Source organism: Peribacillus aracenensis (assembly GCF_025175645.1).
GTDB classification, from domain to species: domain Bacteria; phylum Bacillota; class Bacilli; order Bacillales; family DSM-1321; genus Peribacillus; species Peribacillus aracenensis.
Window position 1 is genome coordinate 1 of the sequence record NZ_JANZMJ010000008.1, and the last position, 19,305, is coordinate 19,305.

The 19,305-nt window shown below is 41.0% G+C and carries 17 protein-coding genes, 1 tRNA gene and 1 rRNA gene; 8 read left to right on the forward strand and 11 right to left on the reverse strand.

The genetic code is table 11. The features are described 5' to 3' along the window. Window positions 1-99 (reverse strand): 16S ribosomal RNA (locus N0M92_RS10185); the annotation flags it as partial. Between the two features lie 436 nt (window positions 100-535). On the opposite strand from N0M92_RS10185, the gene N0M92_RS10190 reads away from it, so the two are divergent. Continuing rightward, window positions 536-721 (forward strand): hypothetical protein, encoded by a 186-nt coding sequence (locus N0M92_RS10190; protein ID WP_192206835.1) that lies wholly within the window; start codon window positions 536-538, stop codon window positions 719-721. Between the two features lie 32 nt (window positions 722-753). Here N0M92_RS10190 and N0M92_RS10195 read toward each other — a convergent pair whose 3' ends face one another. After that, window positions 754-1,653 (reverse strand): DMT family transporter, encoded by a 900-nt coding sequence (locus N0M92_RS10195; RefSeq protein ID WP_260285603.1) that lies wholly within the window; start codon window positions 1,651-1,653, stop codon window positions 754-756. Between the two features lie 149 nt (window positions 1,654-1,802). Between N0M92_RS10195 and N0M92_RS10200 the strand changes: the two genes are divergently transcribed. Together N0M92_RS10200 and N0M92_RS10205 are read left to right on the forward strand one after the other, a co-directional pair. Then, complete coding sequence (locus tag N0M92_RS10200; protein ID WP_260285604.1) at window positions 1,803-2,513, forward strand: MgtC/SapB family protein; 711 nt, start codon at window positions 1,803-1,805, stop codon at window positions 2,511-2,513. Between the two features lie 211 nt (window positions 2,514-2,724). After that, window positions 2,725-2,797 (forward strand) — tRNA-Ala (locus N0M92_RS10205). A 706-nt stretch (window positions 2,798-3,503) separates the two neighbouring features. On the opposite strand, the gene N0M92_RS10210 is transcribed toward N0M92_RS10205, so the two are convergent. The 5 genes from N0M92_RS10210 to N0M92_RS10230 all read right to left on the reverse strand — a co-directional run bounded on the left by N0M92_RS10210 (window position 3,504) and on the right by N0M92_RS10230 (window position 7,927). Beyond that, on the reverse strand, window positions 3,504-4,481 hold the full coding sequence (locus N0M92_RS10210) for a tRNA dihydrouridine synthase (RefSeq protein ID WP_260285752.1): 978 nt from the start codon (window positions 4,479-4,481) through the stop codon (window positions 3,504-3,506). A gap of 727 nt (window positions 4,482-5,208) precedes the next feature. Continuing rightward, complete coding sequence (locus tag N0M92_RS10215; RefSeq protein WP_260285605.1) at window positions 5,209-5,544, reverse strand: stage III sporulation protein AH; 336 nt, start codon at window positions 5,542-5,544, stop codon at window positions 5,209-5,211. 155 nt (window positions 5,545-5,699) lie between these two features. Then, complete coding sequence (locus N0M92_RS10220) at window positions 5,700-6,911, reverse strand: aminotransferase-like domain-containing protein (RefSeq protein WP_260285606.1); 1,212 nt, start codon at window positions 6,909-6,911, stop codon at window positions 5,700-5,702. Window positions 6,912-7,134: 223 nt separating this feature from the next. Next, the gene (locus tag N0M92_RS10225) at window positions 7,135-7,506 is read right to left on the reverse strand and encodes an MmcQ/YjbR family DNA-binding protein (RefSeq protein ID WP_260285607.1); all 372 of its coding nucleotides are present in this window, start codon (window positions 7,504-7,506) and stop codon (window positions 7,135-7,137) included. 25 nt (window positions 7,507-7,531) lie between these two features. After that, on the reverse strand, window positions 7,532-7,927 hold the full coding sequence (locus tag N0M92_RS10230; protein ID WP_260285608.1) for a VOC family protein: 396 nt from the start codon (window positions 7,925-7,927) through the stop codon (window positions 7,532-7,534). Window positions 7,928-8,167: 240 nt separating this feature from the next. Here N0M92_RS10230 and N0M92_RS10235 point away from each other — a divergent pair, with 240 nt between their 5' ends. Then, a complete protein-coding gene (locus N0M92_RS10235; protein WP_260285609.1) occupies window positions 8,168-8,398 on the forward strand; it encodes a helix-turn-helix transcriptional regulator in 231 nt (76 codons plus the stop codon). 519 nt (window positions 8,399-8,917) lie between these two features. On the opposite strand, the gene N0M92_RS10240 is transcribed toward N0M92_RS10235, so the two are convergent. After that, on the reverse strand, window positions 8,918-9,085 hold the full coding sequence (locus tag N0M92_RS10240; RefSeq protein ID WP_179891108.1) for a hypothetical protein: 168 nt from the start codon (window positions 9,083-9,085) through the stop codon (window positions 8,918-8,920). 401 nt (window positions 9,086-9,486) lie between these two features. Here N0M92_RS10240 and N0M92_RS10245 point away from each other — a divergent pair, with 401 nt between their 5' ends. The 4 genes from N0M92_RS10245 to N0M92_RS10260 all read left to right on the forward strand — a co-directional run bounded on the left by N0M92_RS10245 (window position 9,487) and on the right by N0M92_RS10260 (window position 14,991). Then, on the forward strand, window positions 9,487-10,404 hold the full coding sequence (locus tag N0M92_RS10245; protein ID WP_095394596.1) for a proline dehydrogenase family protein: 918 nt from the start codon (window positions 9,487-9,489) through the stop codon (window positions 10,402-10,404). Between the two features lie 57 nt (window positions 10,405-10,461). Next, window positions 10,462-12,003 (forward strand): L-glutamate gamma-semialdehyde dehydrogenase, encoded by a 1,542-nt coding sequence (gene pruA / locus N0M92_RS10250; protein ID WP_260285610.1) that lies wholly within the window; start codon window positions 10,462-10,464, stop codon window positions 12,001-12,003. Window positions 12,004-12,169: 166 nt separating this feature from the next. Next, entirely contained in the window at window positions 12,170-13,636 is a 1,467-nt protein-coding gene (putP, locus tag N0M92_RS10255) for a sodium/proline symporter PutP (protein ID WP_260285611.1), read from the forward strand. A 134-nt stretch (window positions 13,637-13,770) separates the two neighbouring features. Beyond that, complete coding sequence (locus tag N0M92_RS10260; protein ID WP_260285612.1) at window positions 13,771-14,991, forward strand: PucR family transcriptional regulator; 1,221 nt, start codon at window positions 13,771-13,773, stop codon at window positions 14,989-14,991. Between the two features lie 143 nt (window positions 14,992-15,134). On the opposite strand, the gene N0M92_RS10265 is transcribed toward N0M92_RS10260, so the two are convergent. From N0M92_RS10265 to N0M92_RS10275, 3 genes are all read right to left on the reverse strand, one after another. Beyond that, window positions 15,135-16,232: an NAD/NADP-dependent octopine/nopaline dehydrogenase family protein gene (locus N0M92_RS10265; RefSeq protein ID WP_260285613.1), complete on the reverse strand. Its 1,098-nt coding sequence runs from the start codon at window positions 16,230-16,232 to the stop codon at window positions 15,135-15,137. Window positions 16,233-16,404: 172 nt separating this feature from the next. Beyond that, window positions 16,405-17,835, reverse strand: a complete 1,431-nt coding sequence (locus N0M92_RS10270; RefSeq protein ID WP_260285614.1) for a sodium:solute symporter family protein — start codon at window positions 17,833-17,835, stop codon at window positions 16,405-16,407. Window positions 17,836-18,006: 171 nt separating this feature from the next. Then, window positions 18,007-19,206, reverse strand: a complete 1,200-nt coding sequence (locus N0M92_RS10275; RefSeq protein ID WP_260285615.1) for a CdaR family transcriptional regulator — start codon at window positions 19,204-19,206, stop codon at window positions 18,007-18,009. Between the last annotated feature and the right edge of the window lie 99 nt (window positions 19,207-19,305).

Consider the following 19,305-nt stretch of genomic DNA (forward strand, 5'->3'; position numbering starts at 1 on the left):
GCTAATCTCAGGGAGCAAGCTCCCGTCGATTCGCTCGACTTGCATGTATTAGGCACGCCGCCAGCGTTCGTCCTGAGCCAGGATCAAACTCTCCGAAGAAATGTTTGACTTGCTCATTTGCTTTTTTTGATAGTGTGTGCTCACTTAAAATTTAACGTTGGCGCTTTGTTTTGTTCAGTTTTCAAAGAGCAATTTTCGTTGTCGTTTCTTTCAGAAGCGACCTCTATAATGTAACACATTCCGTCACGTTTCGTCAACAACTTTTTTTAAAAATGTTTTTCCAACTTGTTAGTTGTTTAAGTTGTTGTCTTAGCGACAAGAAATAATATACCATGTCCTAAAAGTGTTTGCAATACGTTTTTTAAAACTTTTTCAAAAAAAACATTTTCACCTGTTCCCTTCTATATATTCTATACATCTTCATCACACCCACCCTGTTTCCGGACCAAGCTCATGTATTATGAATAAACGAAGCATATTTCAAAAGAAACACAAATAGACATATATAGATATCTTTTTTCCATGAGGTGAAGCAATGAATCTCTCATTAATCGGATTACTCATTTCTTACTGTATGGCCCTTTATTTATTCAGTACCGCTTTTTATGAAGCCATCAAGTTCAGCAGGGAAAAAGGCAAAGTGAATGGTACGACGTTTTTATTCAGCTTTACTTTTGGATTGATTTTCACACGGATCACCTATTTGTTTCACCCCTATTAAATAAAAGCAGTAAGTCGGGAGACTTACTGCTTTTATACGGAAACTTGCGCTTCTTTATTTACCTTGCTTTTCTTTTCATCCTTTAAGAACATCATCAAACCACCCAATATGATGGTACCTCCAAGGACCTGCGTCCAGAGTATCGGTTCATCCAATATGAAATAAGCCAGAATTGTCGCTCCCACCGGCTCAAGTAAAATTCCCATTGAAAGCGTCGAAGTGCTTAACCACTTTAGTGACCAATTGAATAAAGAATGCCCTAATAGAGTCGGGAAAATCGCAAGCAGGACGAAATTGATCCAATCGGAAGCAGGATAAGGCGCCAATGCCTCTCCTTTGAAGATCACATAGAAAAACAATGCGACAGCGCTGATTGCATACACGACAAAAGTATATGTTATAGAAGAGATGCGTTTTCGAACATTTTGACCAAACAGTAAATAACCGGTTACCAGCGCACATGCGATAAGCGAAAGAATATCTCCCCAAAGCGCCATGCCGCTGATTCTCAAATCACCCCAGCTAATGACAAGGCTGCCTGCTATCGCAATGACGCCGCTCAATATCGCCTTCATCGAAAACCTTTCTTTAAAAAACAGGTAGGCTCCGGCAAAAGCGAATAAAGGCTGGAGTGTGACCAGCACAGTTGAACTCGCGACCGATGTGTAATTAAGCGATTCAAACCATAATATAAAATGAAAAGCCAAAAACACTCCTGCCGCAATCGAATACAGCCAATCCTTTTTTTTAATGAATTTAAGTTCATGACGGTATTTCACCAAGAAAACCGGCAACATAAGAAGCACAGTAAATAATAAACGGTAAAAGGCGATAACACCCGATGGAGCTGTCGCCAATTTAACAAGGATGGCCGAAAACGATACGGATGCCACACCGATCGCTAACGCTACATAAGGATTCAATTTTGGCATTTACTTAAATTCCTCCTTTCAACGGAATTACGTTTCATTGAACTCTATTCTACTATGTTAAAATTATTAGGGTAGTCTTTTTTAGAAAACGGGTATATGGCAACAGATGATCTTATTATTCGATAATAATTCGGAAGTGGTGAAACAAAATGGAATGGACATTCGACCCTCAATCGGAACTGCAAATCCTTATTAAATTGGGGATTTCAGCTCTCCTTGGACTAATTATCGGACTAGAGCGAGAAATGAAACGAAAACCCGTTGGATTAAAAACAAGCCTGGTCATTTCAATCGTCAGCTGTTTATTAACGATCGTTTCCATGGAATCCGCTTATAAGTTCCCGGGGAGCGACGACGTAAATATCACAATGGACCCCTTGCGTCTGGCGGCTCAGATTGTTTCCGGGGTCGGCTTTATCGGTGCAGGCGTCATTCTCCGGAGGGACAACAACAGCATATCCGGATTAACGACAGCCGCCATCATCTGGGGAGCGGCGGGAATCGGAATCGCCGTTGGAGCAGGATTCTTTCTCGAAGCAATAGCCGGCGTCATCCTATTGATCATTAGTGTCGAATTGGTGCCCGCAATCGTCACCTGGCTCGGACCGATGAAGTTACGGCAAAAAGAAATTCTTCTGCAGCTGGTCGTACAAAATAAAGATGACATTGCCATCGTACTGAAAAAAATCAAAGACGAAAAAATATTCATCAAAAACCTTAGAATCAAAGATGTGGCAAATGACAACCACCTTTTGACACTTAAAGTCCTGGTCGATCATAAAATCAGGACATCGGAAGTGTATTACACCGTCTCCAATCTTAAGGAGATTAAAAGGGTTGAGATCGAAAATACAGGATAAAGATAAAAGGGGTTCGGAAGTAAATATTCCGAACCCCTTTGAATTTCCCTCAATATTAAGAGATCGAGCCTCAACGAGTCCGCTAAGTTAGACCATTCCCCCCAATTGGGCATCCTCTTAAATTAATGGCTATTTATCTTTTTTCAAAAATCTCATATTTAATATTGACTTTTCACCAAAATCCGATAAAATAATTATTGTACCTCAATTCGGGGCATTAGCTCAGCTGGGAGAGCGCTACGCTGGCAGCGTAGAGGTCAGCGGTTCGATCCCGCTATGCTCCATATCCGAAAACCCTTGCGTAGCAAGGGTTTTTTTCTTTTTATCTAATCCTCCCCTTTGATTACTGTGTCTCAATCGTTCTGAGATGACGTTCACATATATCCCCTTGAACAACACGGATTTTAAGTACATCGTCTAATTAAATTCATTCATTTAAAGTTCTGCTCACATTGGCTGGATCATTAGGAGTTCCATGCTGAGTGCAAGCCACTAAATAAGTGATCATGGTAAACATCCCCTAATCTAGGTTTCTCTTTTGAAACGGTTAATTCACCCTTAAAGCATCCTTCTCAGATAAATTAATGGTTCGTAAACCCGACTTGGTTTTAGCCCCATTTATTATTGTCCTTCCGTCGTGACTTAACGTTTGTCTAATAGTTATTCCCCCTTTCTCTAAGTCAGCATCTTTCGCGTAGTCCGGGTATTTCACCTTGTCGCATTCCCGTAGTTCATGCCAGGAGCAGAAACCAGTTCAAAATCGATCGCATGTTCAAGTGAATTTCTAACGATCTCCACACGAGTTGACTATAATTGACAACGCATGGAGGGTTTGGTGGATTTCACAAAAAAATAAAGGAACCAGTATCATCTGATTCCTTTAGCAATATTTCATGAAAGAAGCCATTTAGGTTTGTTTTTTACATGTATTAACAAACATATAAAGTAACGTCCTACTTCGCTTTCACCTGAATGGGAACACTTCTACTATTATCCCATTCCATCAAGATTCTTTGACTCAAAGTTATCAAGCAATGCACGCACTTCATCTGTTGACTCTGTGCTCATTAATTGATTTCTTAATTCACTTGCCCCGCGAAACCCGCGGACATATATCTTAAAAAAGCGATGAAGAGCCTTGAACGGACGTAGTCCTAATTTTGAGTATTTATCATGGAGATCCAGATGCAGCCTTAATAGATCAAGCAATTCCTTACTACTATGATCTTTCGGCTGCTTTTCAAAGGCAAATGGATTATTGAAAATACCGCGCCCAATCATAACTCCATCAATGCCGTATTGATGAGCGAGCTTTAAGCCAGTTTGACGGTCAGGGATATCCCCATTGATCGTCAAGAGTGTATCTGGTGCCACCTGGTCACGAAGTTTCTTGATCTCCGGGATTAGTTCCCAATGAGCATCTACTTTGCTCATTTCCTTTCTTGTACGCAGATGAATGGATAGATTGACAATATCTTGTTTCAATATGTGTGTCAGCCAGTCGTGCCACTCGTCTACATCCGTGAAACCAAGCCTTGTCTTTACACTTACCGGCAATCCTCCTGCTTTTGCTGCTTGTATTAAATCGGCTGCAACTTCTGGACGACGGATAAGGCCGCTTCCCTTCCCATTCTGGGTCACATTAGGTACAGGACAGCCCATATTGATATCCACACCCCGATAACCTAGTTTCGCCATACCAATACTCATTTGCCGAAAGTGTTCAGGCTTATCCCCCCATATGTGGGCTACAATTGGTTGTTCATCCTCTGTAAAAGTCAAACGTCCACGCACACTTTGTTTCCCCTCTGGGTGACAATAACTCTCCGTGTTTGTAAACTCTGTAAAAAACACATCAGGTCTGGCTGCTTCACTCACTACATGGCGAAAAACAACATCCGTCACATCTTCCATTGGTGCCAGTATAAAAAAAGGCCGTGGTAATTCACGCCAAAAATTATCTATCATGTTCAAATCCAAATCCTCTCATTATGGGATACCAGGCCAACCCCTTATCCCAAAATTAAAAAGCAAAATGTCCCTGCTTCTTTTACACTTATACCATGCTTAATCACTTTTTATCAAACTGATCGGATATGTTTTTTTCCCGAAATCGGGTTTATTTTAACTTCACACTCTTTTTACAAAATATCTCCTACTGAAACCCAACCCATCAACCAGCATTCCACTGTTCGAGTTAAAATAAAGATTTGCCAAAAAAACTGAAAATACAATCGGAAGAAAACTGGAATGACAAGGGTTTAACAGTAAAAAGACCCCGAAATCGCAAAAGTACTTTTCAACGAAATCAGGGTAGAACTGGCAAATGTTTATTTAAACTAGCAAGGGCATTTTTTAATTAGACAGCTTCCATTCCAAATCCGTCACGACTTCAACATGTGTGGAGTGTAATTGACAACACATGAGATGTTGGTGGGTTTTTTACCTTCTTTTTTGATGAGTTCTTTTAAAGCAGAATCTCCGATTCTATTATTCCTTTCTTCCTGTTCACGATTTATTTTTGACTCTTGAATGATTAGTTAGCTGACCATTTTTTCAAAAATTTTAGAGTAAAGGGAAGTGGCGTTCAATTTTCGGAACCCCTTATTATATAGAATAAAGCAATCTATGATGGGATTTATTCCAAGATAGACTGCTTTATAAAAGTCATTTTATTGAATGATGGATTAACGCTCTATTCTTCTAAACTTGCTTTTATTCCTTTAATATTCATAACTTCATCAATTTCATTTTTATCTTCGGTCAGAATATAGCATTCCTGTTCATGGCTATTCGTTGCCAACCATTCTTTTCCGTTTTTGAAAAATGATAGATCCTCTGGTAATTGAGGGTATACCCAGTCATATAAGGAGTTTGTCGCATCCAATATAATGGCTTTAGCAGAGGAATCTGTATGATAATAGTAAACAAACGCTTTTTCACCATCAGCAAGAATATTACTGGACCATTCGGATTCTTCTTTTACTTCTATAAGGGAACTGTCTAATTGTTTCAAAAAATCCTTAAACATATCTAAAAGGACCCATGTCTTTTCTAATCACCAGATGAAATCTATCACATGTATCAAAAGCAAAGTTGATTAAATCTGTATATACTTTCTTTTGAGGTTTTTTGTAAGTCTAATCATTTTTTTACGTCTCCTTATCACTGCAATGATTAACTAACTTACAATCCTTCAGGACAATCTATGAAAAAAGAGGCGATAAGCTGTCCTAGCCTTCGTATTCCCTCTATTATTTCTTCCTCATTGGCATAACTGAACGAGAGCCGGAGAAACTCGGTTCCAGCGTTTTGATCCAAGAAAAAGTATTTCCCTGGAACATATGAAACACCCTCAGCAAGTGCCTGTGATAATAGATCCGACGTATCAACACCTGGAACTCTCATCCATACAAAGTAACCGCCATCTGGTACATACCAGGAAACGGATTCTGGAAGAAATTGTTTCATCGCACGGATTAACGCAGTACATTTAGAACGATACACATCTTTTAGAAAGTCGAGCCGTTTCTCGAAATCGGTGTTTTCTAAGTATACAGCCATTGCACTTTGAGCAAATGGATGGTCCAAATCTTTTTTAAACCACTCTAAAGCCTTAATGAATTCACTTTCCCCTGCTATCCATCCAATCCGCATTCCTGGTGCAACAACCTTGGATAAAGACCCAACTTGGAGGACTCGCCCGTATTTATCCATAGCTTTTATTGGCACCGGATTTTTATCAAAGGATAGTTCTCCGTATGCATCATCTTCTATAATGAGGAAATCAAACTCGATGGAAAGCTCCACTAAATGCTTCCGGCGCTCCATTGTCATAGTCGTCCCTGTAGGATTTTGAAAGGTTGGGATTGTATATAGAAAACGTGGGAGGGTTAGGCCTGTACGTTTCCTTTCATCCAGCATTTCTTTTAATCGGTACGTTTGGAGTCCCTGTTCATCTATAGGTATACTAATAATCTGCTTCGTATAGTTTTGAAAAATCTCTAAAGCCTCCATATAGGTGGGAGACTCTACCGCTACGGCCGCTTTATCATCAAGAAGGACGCGGGCAATAAGATCAATCCCCTGGCAAGCTCCTGATGTAATCAAAAGCTGATCTTCCAAAATGGAAATTCCACGCTCTCCCAATCTTTTTTGGATTTGATGCTTTAGTCTTGCAATTCTTGGACTTCCGATATAATGGAGCGGCAAATCCTGCTCCTCATCAAGAAGTCTGGCTACAGCTACCTTGAGCTCTTCAGCAGGAACGAGAGCAGGATCAGGATAGCCTGAACTCAGGCGAATGCAATCTTCTGGCAAATCTGGCATCCATGCACCGGGCGGATCATTCTTAAGTGCCGCTTTAATGTTCTCAGGAAAAAAAGATTCAACATTCACTTCAACCATACACCTTTCCGTCAATCAAACCTGATTGATTTCTCTCAATTTTTGGAGATAGCTGCTTATTTCATGATACACACTGATAGTCATCAAGAGACAACAATGCCTCATTATCTTTTGCAAGTTCCGGAGTCTCTTTTACACAGAAATCTCTTGGCCGCTCCAATGGAATGATGAAAGAACCTAAAAAAATAAAGAAAGGCAGATCGTCCGCCCTTCTTCACTTTTTATACAACTCATTCCATTTCTTAACCAAACGCTTCGGTGCCGCACGTAAATAGGCTTCTTTAATTAGATAGGTCAATTCATCCCAGTCTTCCTTATCCGGATTTTGAATAGAAACCCAACCGTGATGTCCTATATATCGGGTTTTGAAAAAATTCTCGTTCTGCAGCAATAATTCTTGAGTTTCTCGATCTGACTTGAACGACAAGCTGAATCCTTTCTCGCTTTCACCTGAAATCACGAAGGATTTTCCATTGATTTTAAAAGTATTGTGGCCGAAGCCGTCAATATGTTCAACAGCTTCAGGTAGTGCAAGGCAGATATTGCGTACAATTTCAAGCATGGCTGCCGTGTCTTGTGATTTCATGTTTTAATTCACCTTTTTATCCACTCTATTTTGCGTTTACATCAGGTTGATGAATTCCGAATATATTGCCTTCGGTATCCATATAGTAGCCTTGCCAAGCCATACCAGGCAGGGCATATTTGGGCATTGCGACGTTACCGCCATTCTCAATGATTTTAGCTTCCGTTAAATCGTAATCTTCCACGCCCATTGTACAAGCAAATCCGTTTAATGCTTGGTTTGTTTCCGGCGGAGCACTTTGACGCTGCATCAAAGCACCATTGATCCCAAGTTCTTTCTCATCGCCAGTTACCGCTCCAAAGTAAGGCATGCCTGCATACTCACTCCAATCTTGAAATGACCATCCAAATACCTCTCCATAAAACTTCTTTGCCCGTTCCATGTCATTCACATGAATTTCGAAATGAACTAATCTTCCCATGATTCCCTCCTAAGTAACATATGAATTAACCATTCACTTACCATATCCAGTCTGTTAGCTTACACATACTATTATAATTGAAATGGAAATAAATTCAAAGAACTTGGAGCTTCATCATACAATCTGTCAAAACTGGTTTGTTCCGACCAACCGTTGCATGACTAATTTTTACGAAACTATGTGTATATTTTTGTGAAAGTTGGACTAGACTGCTAGTAAATGATTCTAGGAGGTTATCAAATGTTTAGATTCGGAAAGAGCAAGCTGCGGAGCAAGGTCGGTAAATTAATCGATAAGCACGGATATACACAAGAGGAGTTTGTCAGTGCGTCAGGAATCTCGCGTAATACGATAAGCAGAGTTTGCAGCGATCCTAAGTATGTACCGTCAGCCGGGGTTTTAAAGAAAATCATGAAGGCGGTTCGAAGCATAGATTCTGGCGCAAAGGCAGATGACTACTTTGATTTGTAAACAAAAATGGCCCTAGCGTAATGGCCGGGGCTAAATCTATTTGTTCAATCCTTGTTCATGCCCCATAAACCATGCTTTCCTTTCGCTGGAATAAAGTCATCCGGCAGCTGCATGTCCTTAACTTCCCAAGCGAACCTTCCCACTTTGAAGTCCCTTCCAATATTGCCTGCGTTCCGTTATTTTCAATTGCCTTCAAGCAATTAACCTTACATATACCCATGATCATACAAGTTCGAAGGTTTGACCTTTGAACACCCTTGCTTATCCAGCAACAACTGGATTGCCAGTAGGCCACGGTACGATAATTCGTTCTCCATGACCTTGTTTCGTATTTGACCTCCCCCAGGACAAAATGACTCGCCCAAGGCTGGGTTCTGAATCTAAAAAATAAACCCCCACTTCCATTAGGAGCGGGGGTTTTTCGATGATATGTATATATCTTGCGGTTCTTTTGTCCCTTTTAGAAAAACCCTGCAGGGATTGTCTAAAAGGGACAAAAGGTTATATATTCCTATTAAGCTATTTTCGACTAACCATTTTCTTTATGAACTGAACCACAGGTGACACAATCGATTCATGTACATTCGTAAGGGCATAGCCGATCAGACCCATTATTACCAGGGCCAAGATTAATCCTATTATCAATCCTGATGTTTCTCTAAGTTCTTCAAGTACAGCATCCATCATTCCTTAACCTCCCCGGCTTGCCGATGCGACTTAATTACGGTTTTACATCTATTTTACTTTTGTCATTTATCCTTTTTTCTTGGGCCTTGCCCATTCTGTTAAATAAGGTTCATTATAACGCATTGGATGATTATGGTCGAGATGACACTTTTTTAACGTTTTTATTGATGTCATTCACATCATTGCTTACTAATAAAGGCTCTACCTCTAGCGTTTCTCTTTAAGTTAAAATATAAACCTTCGTTTCATCCGAACATACAAGAAACAATGTAAACCTTTTCATTTGTCCAAAACCGACAAACAAATGACAGAATTATTGTTTTTTTAGAACATTGAGAATATTGTCGAAAAACCGTAAGCTTAATTTATTGAAATACATCTTCTTAGGGGGTGCGCTTTATATGGAAGCCATTACAAGGGACTTTTTCTTGTTTTTATCTAAAAATAATCTGCTTAATAATATTGCTAAAAAAAGCGGAGGAAATTTCGCTGCTGGAAAGATCATTGGGGGAACTGATTTCCAAAGTTCCATTAAATTCATTAAACAACTTAACAATAGCGGCTTGTCTGTTACAGTAGACCACCTTGGGGAATTCGTTGATTCTAAGGAAGTGACTCAAGAACGGACGGCGGAATGCATCGAAACCATCGAAATGATCAGCAGGGAAAAACTTGATTCACAGGTTTCTCTGAAGATGACTTCTTTGGGACTTGATATCGATCATAAACTCGTGATCGAGAATATGACGAAAATTCTTGATACAGCCGAAAAACATAAAGTCATGGTCACGATCGATATGGAAGATGAAGTTCGCTGTCAGGCAACTATCGATATCTTTAGACAGTTCAAAGAAAAATACAGCTGCATAAGTACTGTTCTACAAGCATATTTATTCCGCACAGAGAAAGATTTGGAGGACCTTGGCCAATATAAGCCATTCCTGCGTCTCGTAAAGGGTGCCTACAAGGAATCTGCCGAGGTAGCTTTTCCCGAAAAGAATGATGTAGACGAAAACTATAAAAAGTTGATTAAGCAAAGTCTTCTTAACGGAAATTATACGGCCATTGCCTCACATGATGACAAAATCATCGAATATACAAAAGAGCTGGCTAAGAAGTTCGACATCCCGAATACACAATTCGAATTTCAAATGCTTTATGGCATGAGAAATAAAACTCAATACGAATTGGTCAAGCAAGGTTACAAAATGCGCGTCTATGTACCATATGGTCTGGATTGGTATGGATACTTCATGAGAAGGCTTGCAGAACGGCCATCCAATATTGCCTTTGCCTTCAAAGGGATGGTCAGAAGCTAAATATACATTCAACATTACTAATGGCTACAAAAAATCTATTAAAAGGTGTGATTATCAATGATTTCATATAAACACGAACCATTTGTTGATTTTACAAACGAGGAAAACAAAAAAGCATATCAGGAAGCACTTCAAACTGTTGAAGGCTACTTAGGGCAAGACTACCCTCTTTATATCGGGGCAGAGAAAGTGACGACTGATGAGAAAATCGTTTCATATAACCCTGCAGATAAGCAAGAGGTCATTGGCCGAGTATCGAAAGCGAATAGGGATCTTGCTGAAAAAGCCATGCAGGAAGCTGTTACCGCTTTTGAAAGCTGGAAAAAAGTGAAGCCGGAAATCCGTGCTGACGTTTTGTTCAAAGCAGCTGCCATCATTCGCAGACGCAAGCATGAGTTCTCTGCGTTATTGACGAAAGAAGCGGGAAAACCTTGGAATGAGGCTGATGCGGATACAGCGGAAGCGATCGATTTCCTTGAATTCTATGCACGCCAAATGCTGACGCTTAAAGATGGTGTGCCAGTTCAAAGCCGTCCGGGCGAATTCAACCGCTATGATTACATTCCATTAGGGGTAGGCATCATCATTTCTCCTTGGAACTTCCCATTTGCGATCATGGCAGGTACAGCTGTTGCCGCTATCGTAACTGGTAACACAATTCTATTGAAACCAGCTTCTACTACTCCTATCGTTGCTGCGAAATTCGTTGAAGTGATGCTTGAAGCCGGTCTTCCAGCAGGTGTATTGAATTTCGTGCCGGGAAGCGGAGCCGAGGTGGGCGACTACCTGGTTGATCATCCTAAAACACGTTTCATTTCCTTCACAGGTTCACGTGATGTAGGTCTGCGCATTTACAAACGTGCTTCTGAAGTGAACGAAGGCCAAATTTGGCTGAAGCGTGTCATTGCTGAAATGGGCGGAAAAGATACAATCGTCGTCGACAAAGAGGCAGATCTTGAATTGGCCGCTCAATCGATCGTGAAATCTGCATTTGGCTTCTCGGGACAAAAATGTTCTGCATGCTCCCGTGCTGTCATCGTAGAAGACGTATACGATCAAGTATTGGATCGCGCTGTTGAATTAACAAAACAACTAACAGTTGGTAATCCTGTAGAAAATCATTTCATGGGACCAGTTATCGATCAAGCTGCTTTTGACAAAATCATGAGCTATATTGAAATCGGGAACCAAGAAGGACGCATTCTGACAGGAGGGGAAGGAGATAGCTCTAAAGGCTACTTCGTTCAGCCGACAATCGTTTCTGATGTCGATCCGCAAGCCCGCTTGATGCAAGAAGAAATCTTCGGACCAGTCGTTGCCTTCACAAAAGCGAAGGACTTTAACGAAGCTCTTGAGATTGCCAATAACACTGAATATGGTTTGACCGGGGCTGTCATTACGACAAATCGCCTTAACATGGAAAAAGCACGCGAAGAATTCCATGTAGGGAACTTGTATTTCAACCGCGGCTGCACTGGTGCAATCGTAGGTTACCAGCCATTCGGCGGGTTCAACATGTCAGGCACCGATTCCAAGGCAGGCGGACCGGACTACTTGCAGCTTCATATGCAAGCCAAAACAACATCCGAAACATTTTGATAATATTCGATTAAGCAATTTGAAGATGCTTTGAAACACACTATGGCTATGTATCTCCCATTATGGATACGGAAACCAAAATGAGGTTAGATGGAGGAAGTGACAACTAGGTTGCTTCCTCTTTTAAAACAAAAAATTACTTATTTCAACCTGAAGGGAGTCTTTTATGGATTACGCATTAATAATTTCGATCAGCATTTACATGGCTGGCATGCTTTTCATCGGTTACTTCGCTTATAAAAGAACTTCCAATTTAAATGATTATATGCTGGGCGACCGGGGCCTTGGTCCTGCTGTCACTGCATTAAGTGCCGGTGCCTCGGATATGAGCGGTTGGCTTTTAATGGGGATGCCTGGTGCCATGTTCGCAACAGGACTAAGTTCCATCTGGATTGTAATCGGTCTCACGTTAGGAGCCTATGCGAACTGGCTATATGTTGCGCCAAGATTGAGAACCTATACGGAAATCGCCAATAACTCCATAACGATCCCCGCTTTCCTGGAAAATCGTTTTGGCGAGGGCTCAAGGATCTTAAGGCTCATTTCGGCATTGGTCATCCTGATATTCTTCACCTTTTACGTTTCGTCCGGTATGGTATCCGGCGGAGTCTTATTCCAAAGTACATTTGGCCTTGATTACCACTCAGGTCTATGGATTTTGACAGGTGTCGTCGTCGCCTATACTTTATTCGGCGGATTCCTCGCAGTAAGCTGGACAGACTTTGTTCAAGGAATCATCATGTTCGTTGCCTTGATCCTTGTACCGATCGTCACGCTTATCCATGTGGGCGGTTTCGGTCCTTCAATCGACACGCCACGTTCCATTGATCCAGCTCTATTGAATATTTTCACAGGGACGAGCTTTTTAGGCATCATCTCATTGTTTGCCTGGGGATTGGGTTACTTCGGACAGCCGCATATCATTGTCCGCTTTATGGCGATCAGCTCTGTTAAGGAAATCAAGAAAGCCCGCAATATCGGGATGGGCTGGATGATTTTCTCCAGTATCGGTGCGATGCTGACTGGATTCATCGGAATCACTTATTATCACCAGAACGGTCTCAAATTAGCTGACCCTGAAACGATTTTCATAGAGTTAGGGGAAATACTATTCCACCCGATTATCACTGGTTTCTTGATTTCCGCAATACTGGCGGCCATCATGAGCACAATTTCTTCGCAGCTGTTGGTTACTGCCAGCTCTTTAACGGAGGATATCTACAAAACCTTCTTCCGTCGTACCGCTTCAGATAAAGAACTTGTTTTCCTCGGCAGGCTTTCCGTACTGATCATTTCGATCATCGCGCTGATCCTATCTTGGGAGCAGAATGACACGATTCTTGGACTTGTCGGGTACGCGTGGGCTGGATTCGGTTCTTCATTCGGGCCGTTGGTCTTACTAAGTCTCTTCTGGAAACGGATGACAAAATGGGGAGCTTTAGCAGGGATGATCGTAGGTGCCGCTACTGTAATTTTCTGGTCCATGGCCGGATTATCCGATACGCTTTATGAAATGATTCCTGGTTTTGGCGCAAGCTTGATTGCCATCATCCTGGTCAGCCTTCTAACAGCGAAACCATCTAAAGAAGTAGAAAATCAATTCGAAGAATTCGAAAGAACATTAAAACAATAATAAATCCCCCTAAAAGGAACGGTATTTCTTCATATACCGTTCCTTCTTTGTTCTTGCCCCTATACACATCATAACTTTAAAAGTATTATTATACTAAGTTGTCATACACTTCAAAAAACTACAGGGGGCCATATATGTCATTAGAAAAAATTCTGACTCTCACAAACATCAACGATATAACGGATATGGTCAGCACTTATTTAAAAAAACCAGTCGTCATCGAAAATGACCAATTTTTATTGCTGGCATATAGTTCATATTATATCGAACACTTCGACCAAGCCAATCGGCAAACCATCTTCACAAAGCATTGGCCGATTCCAATTCTGGAAAAATTCATGGATGAGGGCATTGTCGAACAGCTTAAAACCGTGGAGCATCCATTCAGGGTGAAACAAATCGAGGAAATCGGATTAAATCAAAGAGTCGTTGTGAGCGCCGTTCACAAAGGACAGGTCTTCGGATTCATTTGGGTCCAAGAAACGGAAATGATGACTGATTCCGATTTGGAATTTTTACATGAAGTTTCCCATCATATCGGCAAGCTCCTTTATCAGAAAAAACAGATAAACATAAAAAAAGATGAAGAAAAAAATGAGTTTTATCAAAAGGTCATTGATGAAGTCTATCAAACGGAAAATCAAATAAAATGGGAAGCCGCCAATATGAGTCTTCTCATTCCGGAAAATTTCCTTGTCAATGTCTTTACCATCGCTCAATCCGATGCGGAACATTTCGATGAATTATCGGATACAGTCAGCCTATTCGCCAATGCATTGAATCATTTTACACATGTATTCACAAACCAACTGAAGATCATCGTCTTGATTGGAAGCAATGGAAAAGGGAAAGATCTGCTTACCGATAGCGCCAATGATTTAACGAACACCGTTCTTTCCCAATTCAATGACAAAAAGGTATTTCCGGGTATCGGAAATGAGTACTCTTCCATTCTTCAATTAAGAAAATCCTATCTCGAAGCCCTGGAAGTGATCAACGCTGCCAAGTTCATCGGTGAACCTGAACAGCTTCCCTTCCAATATAGCAAGCTTGGGATTTTCCGTTACCTCGAAATGATCTCCAACCATCATACTAAAACGAATTATATCAATACGGATCTAGAGATTCTTCAAAAGAAGGACCAGGAAAGCCAAACCAAACTCCTTCAAACACTGGAAATATATCTGTTTAACAATTGCCGGATCAAACCGACAGCCGAACAGCTATACATTCATACCAACACATTGAAATATAGATTGAATCAAATAACCGATCTTACCTCAATCGATTTTGATGACTTTCATTCAAGAATGCAACTATACATCGATTTACAGCTTATAAAGCAGAGATCTTAAAGAGGTCCCCGGTTTTTGAGTTTGGGAGATTCAATAAGCCAAGGAGAGAAGAAACGCGACTAGGTCTGCCGTTTTCCTCTCTCCTTATATATGTTTCGCCTATTATTTTTCTAAAGGGTAATGACGGTTTTACTGGACTCACCTTATACGGAAACTTTATGCGTCCCAGTATGAACGAAATCCATGATTTCCTCTTTCGATAGTTTGCTAAGACCAAGAGTTTCAATGGTCCTTCCACTTTGCGGAGTGCCGCCAACAAGAATTTCCCCCAAGGTGATCATGGAATCCATCACTGGTGTTCCCAATCCAATATGGTCGGCAATTGAAGCGTATGTTCGCAAACCGAAAGGAATGTCTTCGGATAAATAACGTGATTGTAAAGAAGTCGGTCCTTTAATCGGTGTCAAACTGCGGCTTCCATTTAGCACTTCCCAAGTTGTTCCCTTTGGACCATACCCTGATGTATGGAGAAGTTCAGCGATTGTCATCAGTTCCAAACCAAACCCCTTCCCAATTTCCAATCTCTCTTGATCTAACTGCTCCATCACCCGAATGACGGATGGAGTCATCCCTTCTTCGTATATATAGAATTCCCCGTTTGAACGCTCAATTCGACCAGCATTCAATATCGTTCCAGGCGGATGATCGATTGGGTTCATACTGCTCAAACCGGCCTCAAGCACATTGCTGACAGGTGTGATGGATAAAATATCAGCAAGTAAAGCCGTTGCCCATTCAGTACGAATCGAAGGAAACACCCCTATTTGCACATTGATTTTCACATTTACCCTTACTTTACCTGGTCCCTCAAGTCTTGTTGCATACGGAAGGGTATCCGATTCAGCCAGCACAACATCTCGATTCACCCCTAATTCGTTCCAGATCCTCACAAACTCCAAAGATCCAAGCGTTCCTGGCAGGAGAACAACCAATTGATTTGAATTCACTTTATCAGCCAATAAATCCGCATAGTCTTTATGTGCAAAAGCCGGTACTGCAACAAGGATGATCTCTGCCCCTTTTAATGCTTGGTCGATGTCACTCGTGACCATCGCTATTTCTGCTGTTCCCTTTAATATCTCACCAAGGCATTCAATCTGTTTCGTTGCAAATACATGCTTCATGGCATGACTGAATTTCTCCATTTCAAATAGTCGAACTTCATGTCCAGCCAAACTTAAATCAGCCGCTAATGTATGTCCTCCATTACCTCCACCTAAAACAGCCACAGACCTTTTCATGAACATTTCCCCCTTCATATGTTTTTGTCCAAATTCCATGCTTGGAGTTGTTCTCTACGCACAAATCTTTTTTCACTTCTTTATGACATCCTCTATATAATGTTTTGTACAAACTATGCCCGTCATAAGCGTGACTACGATTAATAACGATGGAATGAAATAAAGCAGAAAACTATATAACATCATTTTCAAGCAGCTCCTTATCCACCTTATTTGCAGGTTTTCCCGCTACGTTGTTTTTCGTTAGTAAAAGTGCGGTAAAAAAGGCAATTGCATTCGCGATGAATCCGGGAACGACCCCCGATAAACCAAAAGGTTCATGCAGGATAAGGGTCCAAACCAAGGTGATGACCGCCCCAACGATAATTGAGCATATACCTGCTGCCGCATTACGGATCCGCCACATGATTCCCATCACCAATGGGCATACAATAGTCGGAGCCCAAAGGTAATAAGAATATTCCAAGGCCGCGATTATACTTGGAACATTGATGGCAAAAATTAAAGAAGCGACCCCAACGACCACAGTCAAGACTCTTCCCATGAATAATTCCTGCTTATCCGATATTTTTTTCCTTCTAAGAAAAGGATAGATATCCCGCATGAATGAAACCGTCGTTGCATTTAAAAAGGAACTTGCCGTGGACATGATGACCGCTAATAATGCAGCAACTGCCAACCCAGTCACACCAACAGGCAAAAGCTCTTTCACTATCGTCGGCAAAGCATTATCCGTTTGGATTCCTGGGAATAACACATAAGCGACTAAACCTAGTGAACCTGTGATAAAAAAGAATCCAAAAGAGAAGAATCCCGAAATGATATAGCCTTTCCTTGCCGTTTCAGGATCTTTTGACGAGAAAACCCGTTGTGTGTAAGGAGGAATCAGCGCTTCGCCTAAAAGAAAGGTGACGAACAACCCAATAAAGGTAGCTAGTTCCCAATCGCCCAATAAGGTAAAATGAACATCAGGGATTTTTTCGATTAAAGTGTCAGTACCGCCCACTGCAAACAATCCAATGATAAGAGAAAGAGGCAATATGACACCTAGCAGGACAAATTGAACGACATCCGTTTGAATGACCGCCATGACTCCTCCAAAAGAAGTATAGAGAATCACCGATCCCATCCCGATCAGGATCCCTACGATCGGAGGGATATCCAGAATCACATTAAGCATGGTTCCTAACGCTAAAGCCTGTCCCCCTATAATCCCCGTACATAATCCCACTGAGAGAATCCCCGTCACTAACTTCGCCTTTTTTCCATAATGCCTTTCCATGATATCCCCAACGGTTTGGGCTCCTTTATAGGCTTTTAACCGCGGTGCAATAAAATTGCCAATTAATATACTGGCAATCCCATACGCACAAAAAGCGAACATAAAGACATACCCTTCTTTATAAACATTTCCCGCCATTCCCGTTGAGGCCCCTCCACCTAATACGGAAGCTGCCAAACTGGCAAAAAGAATGGTCCAAGTCACTTTCTCTCCTGCAACGTTATAGTCTTTGACGGTTTGTATTCGCTTACTTGTTTGATATCCGATAATGCCTATGATTGTGAAATAACCCACGACAAAGATCCAATCTACGATTCCCATACCCCTTCACCCCTTTATTCTATTATTCCAAATCAGTTTCTCCCTCTCCCTAATTTGAATTATAGAGGTTCGGTGCCACTCAAGGCATCGTAATGACCGCCCAATCATCGCTTTATAAACGAGACGATGCATTGTGCTATCAGCACAAAGCTAATCCGCTTTTCTTTCCGGTTAAAGTATCTGCATCAGTTTAACCGCAAGATAAAGTTCCAACGCCTCTTTGAAGTTCCGCAAATTACTTCCTGTAATTTGTTCTATTTTGTTCAATCTATAAAATAAAGTATTACGATGGATGTTCAATTCCTTGGATGAATTAATCGGGCTCAAGCTAGATTCACACCAAGCTGTAATCGTACGAAATAACTCATCATGATCTGGGTACTCCGTTAATTTCGTAATGGTTTCTTCGACAAATTGCTGAGCAGTACTTTTATGTATATAAGATAGCAACTCTTCCAAAACAAAATCTTTAATATAAAAGATATCCGGGTGACCTGTCATTTTCTTTCCGATTCTAAGTGCCCTCCAAGCAGCATGGTAGGATTCATTCAGATCGTTCAGGTTACTCCCGATGGTTCCTATACCGATCGAAGCGTCAATTCCCAATTCTTTTAATACTGCAATAAGCAGCTTACATTTCTTTTTAATCATATCAGGAATAGCTTCATCATCCATTTCACCATCCAGCATATGAAAGACAACATATTTATCAGAGCCCAAAGACACCGTTATATCCTGATTATTCGAGAAGATGCTTTTTATTTTTGATTCTATGTTTATCTTTAAAGATTGAATATATATTTCAGGTGAATCCATCTTTAAAGCTTGGTGATGAATTTCGCTGGTAATGTGATTGAATTGAAAGAGATCGATAACAAACGTTATCCGGGGCGGCTTTAAATCATAACCCAATTCCCTGCCGCGGGTCATCAGTAGCATTTCATCAATTTGATCATGGTCAAAATTGGCGATTTCCTGAACGAGACTTTGTAAAGCCCGTTCACGCAACAAGGAAGATTTATTGACGATTTCCTCCCGCAATAGAATCTCGGCATATTTTTTAGCCAACATCCCAAACTTCGATACTTCATTAGGATATCCCGTGATGCCCAATGTCCCAACATACTCCCCTGATAATTCAATAGGAATGGTAATCCCAGGTTTAACTCCCTTCAATGTACTCGATACCACTTCATTGTGAGTCATTTCCTTACGACGAAAAATGGCTCCAAGAGAAGCTTGATGCAATGTGCCGATTCTCGACTTATCGCTTGAACCAAGAATCATTCCGTCTTTATCCGTAATAAGCACGTCATGCCCGATTACTTCACTGGTTATATTCACAATTTCTTGAGCTAATTTAGCTAACATATCATCCCCCCTGGTTATCGCAAAACTATAAAAAACCAGCTCTCAAATACCTTGAGCTGGTTTTTTATGTATCTTCTTCTATTATATTAATTTAAGGTC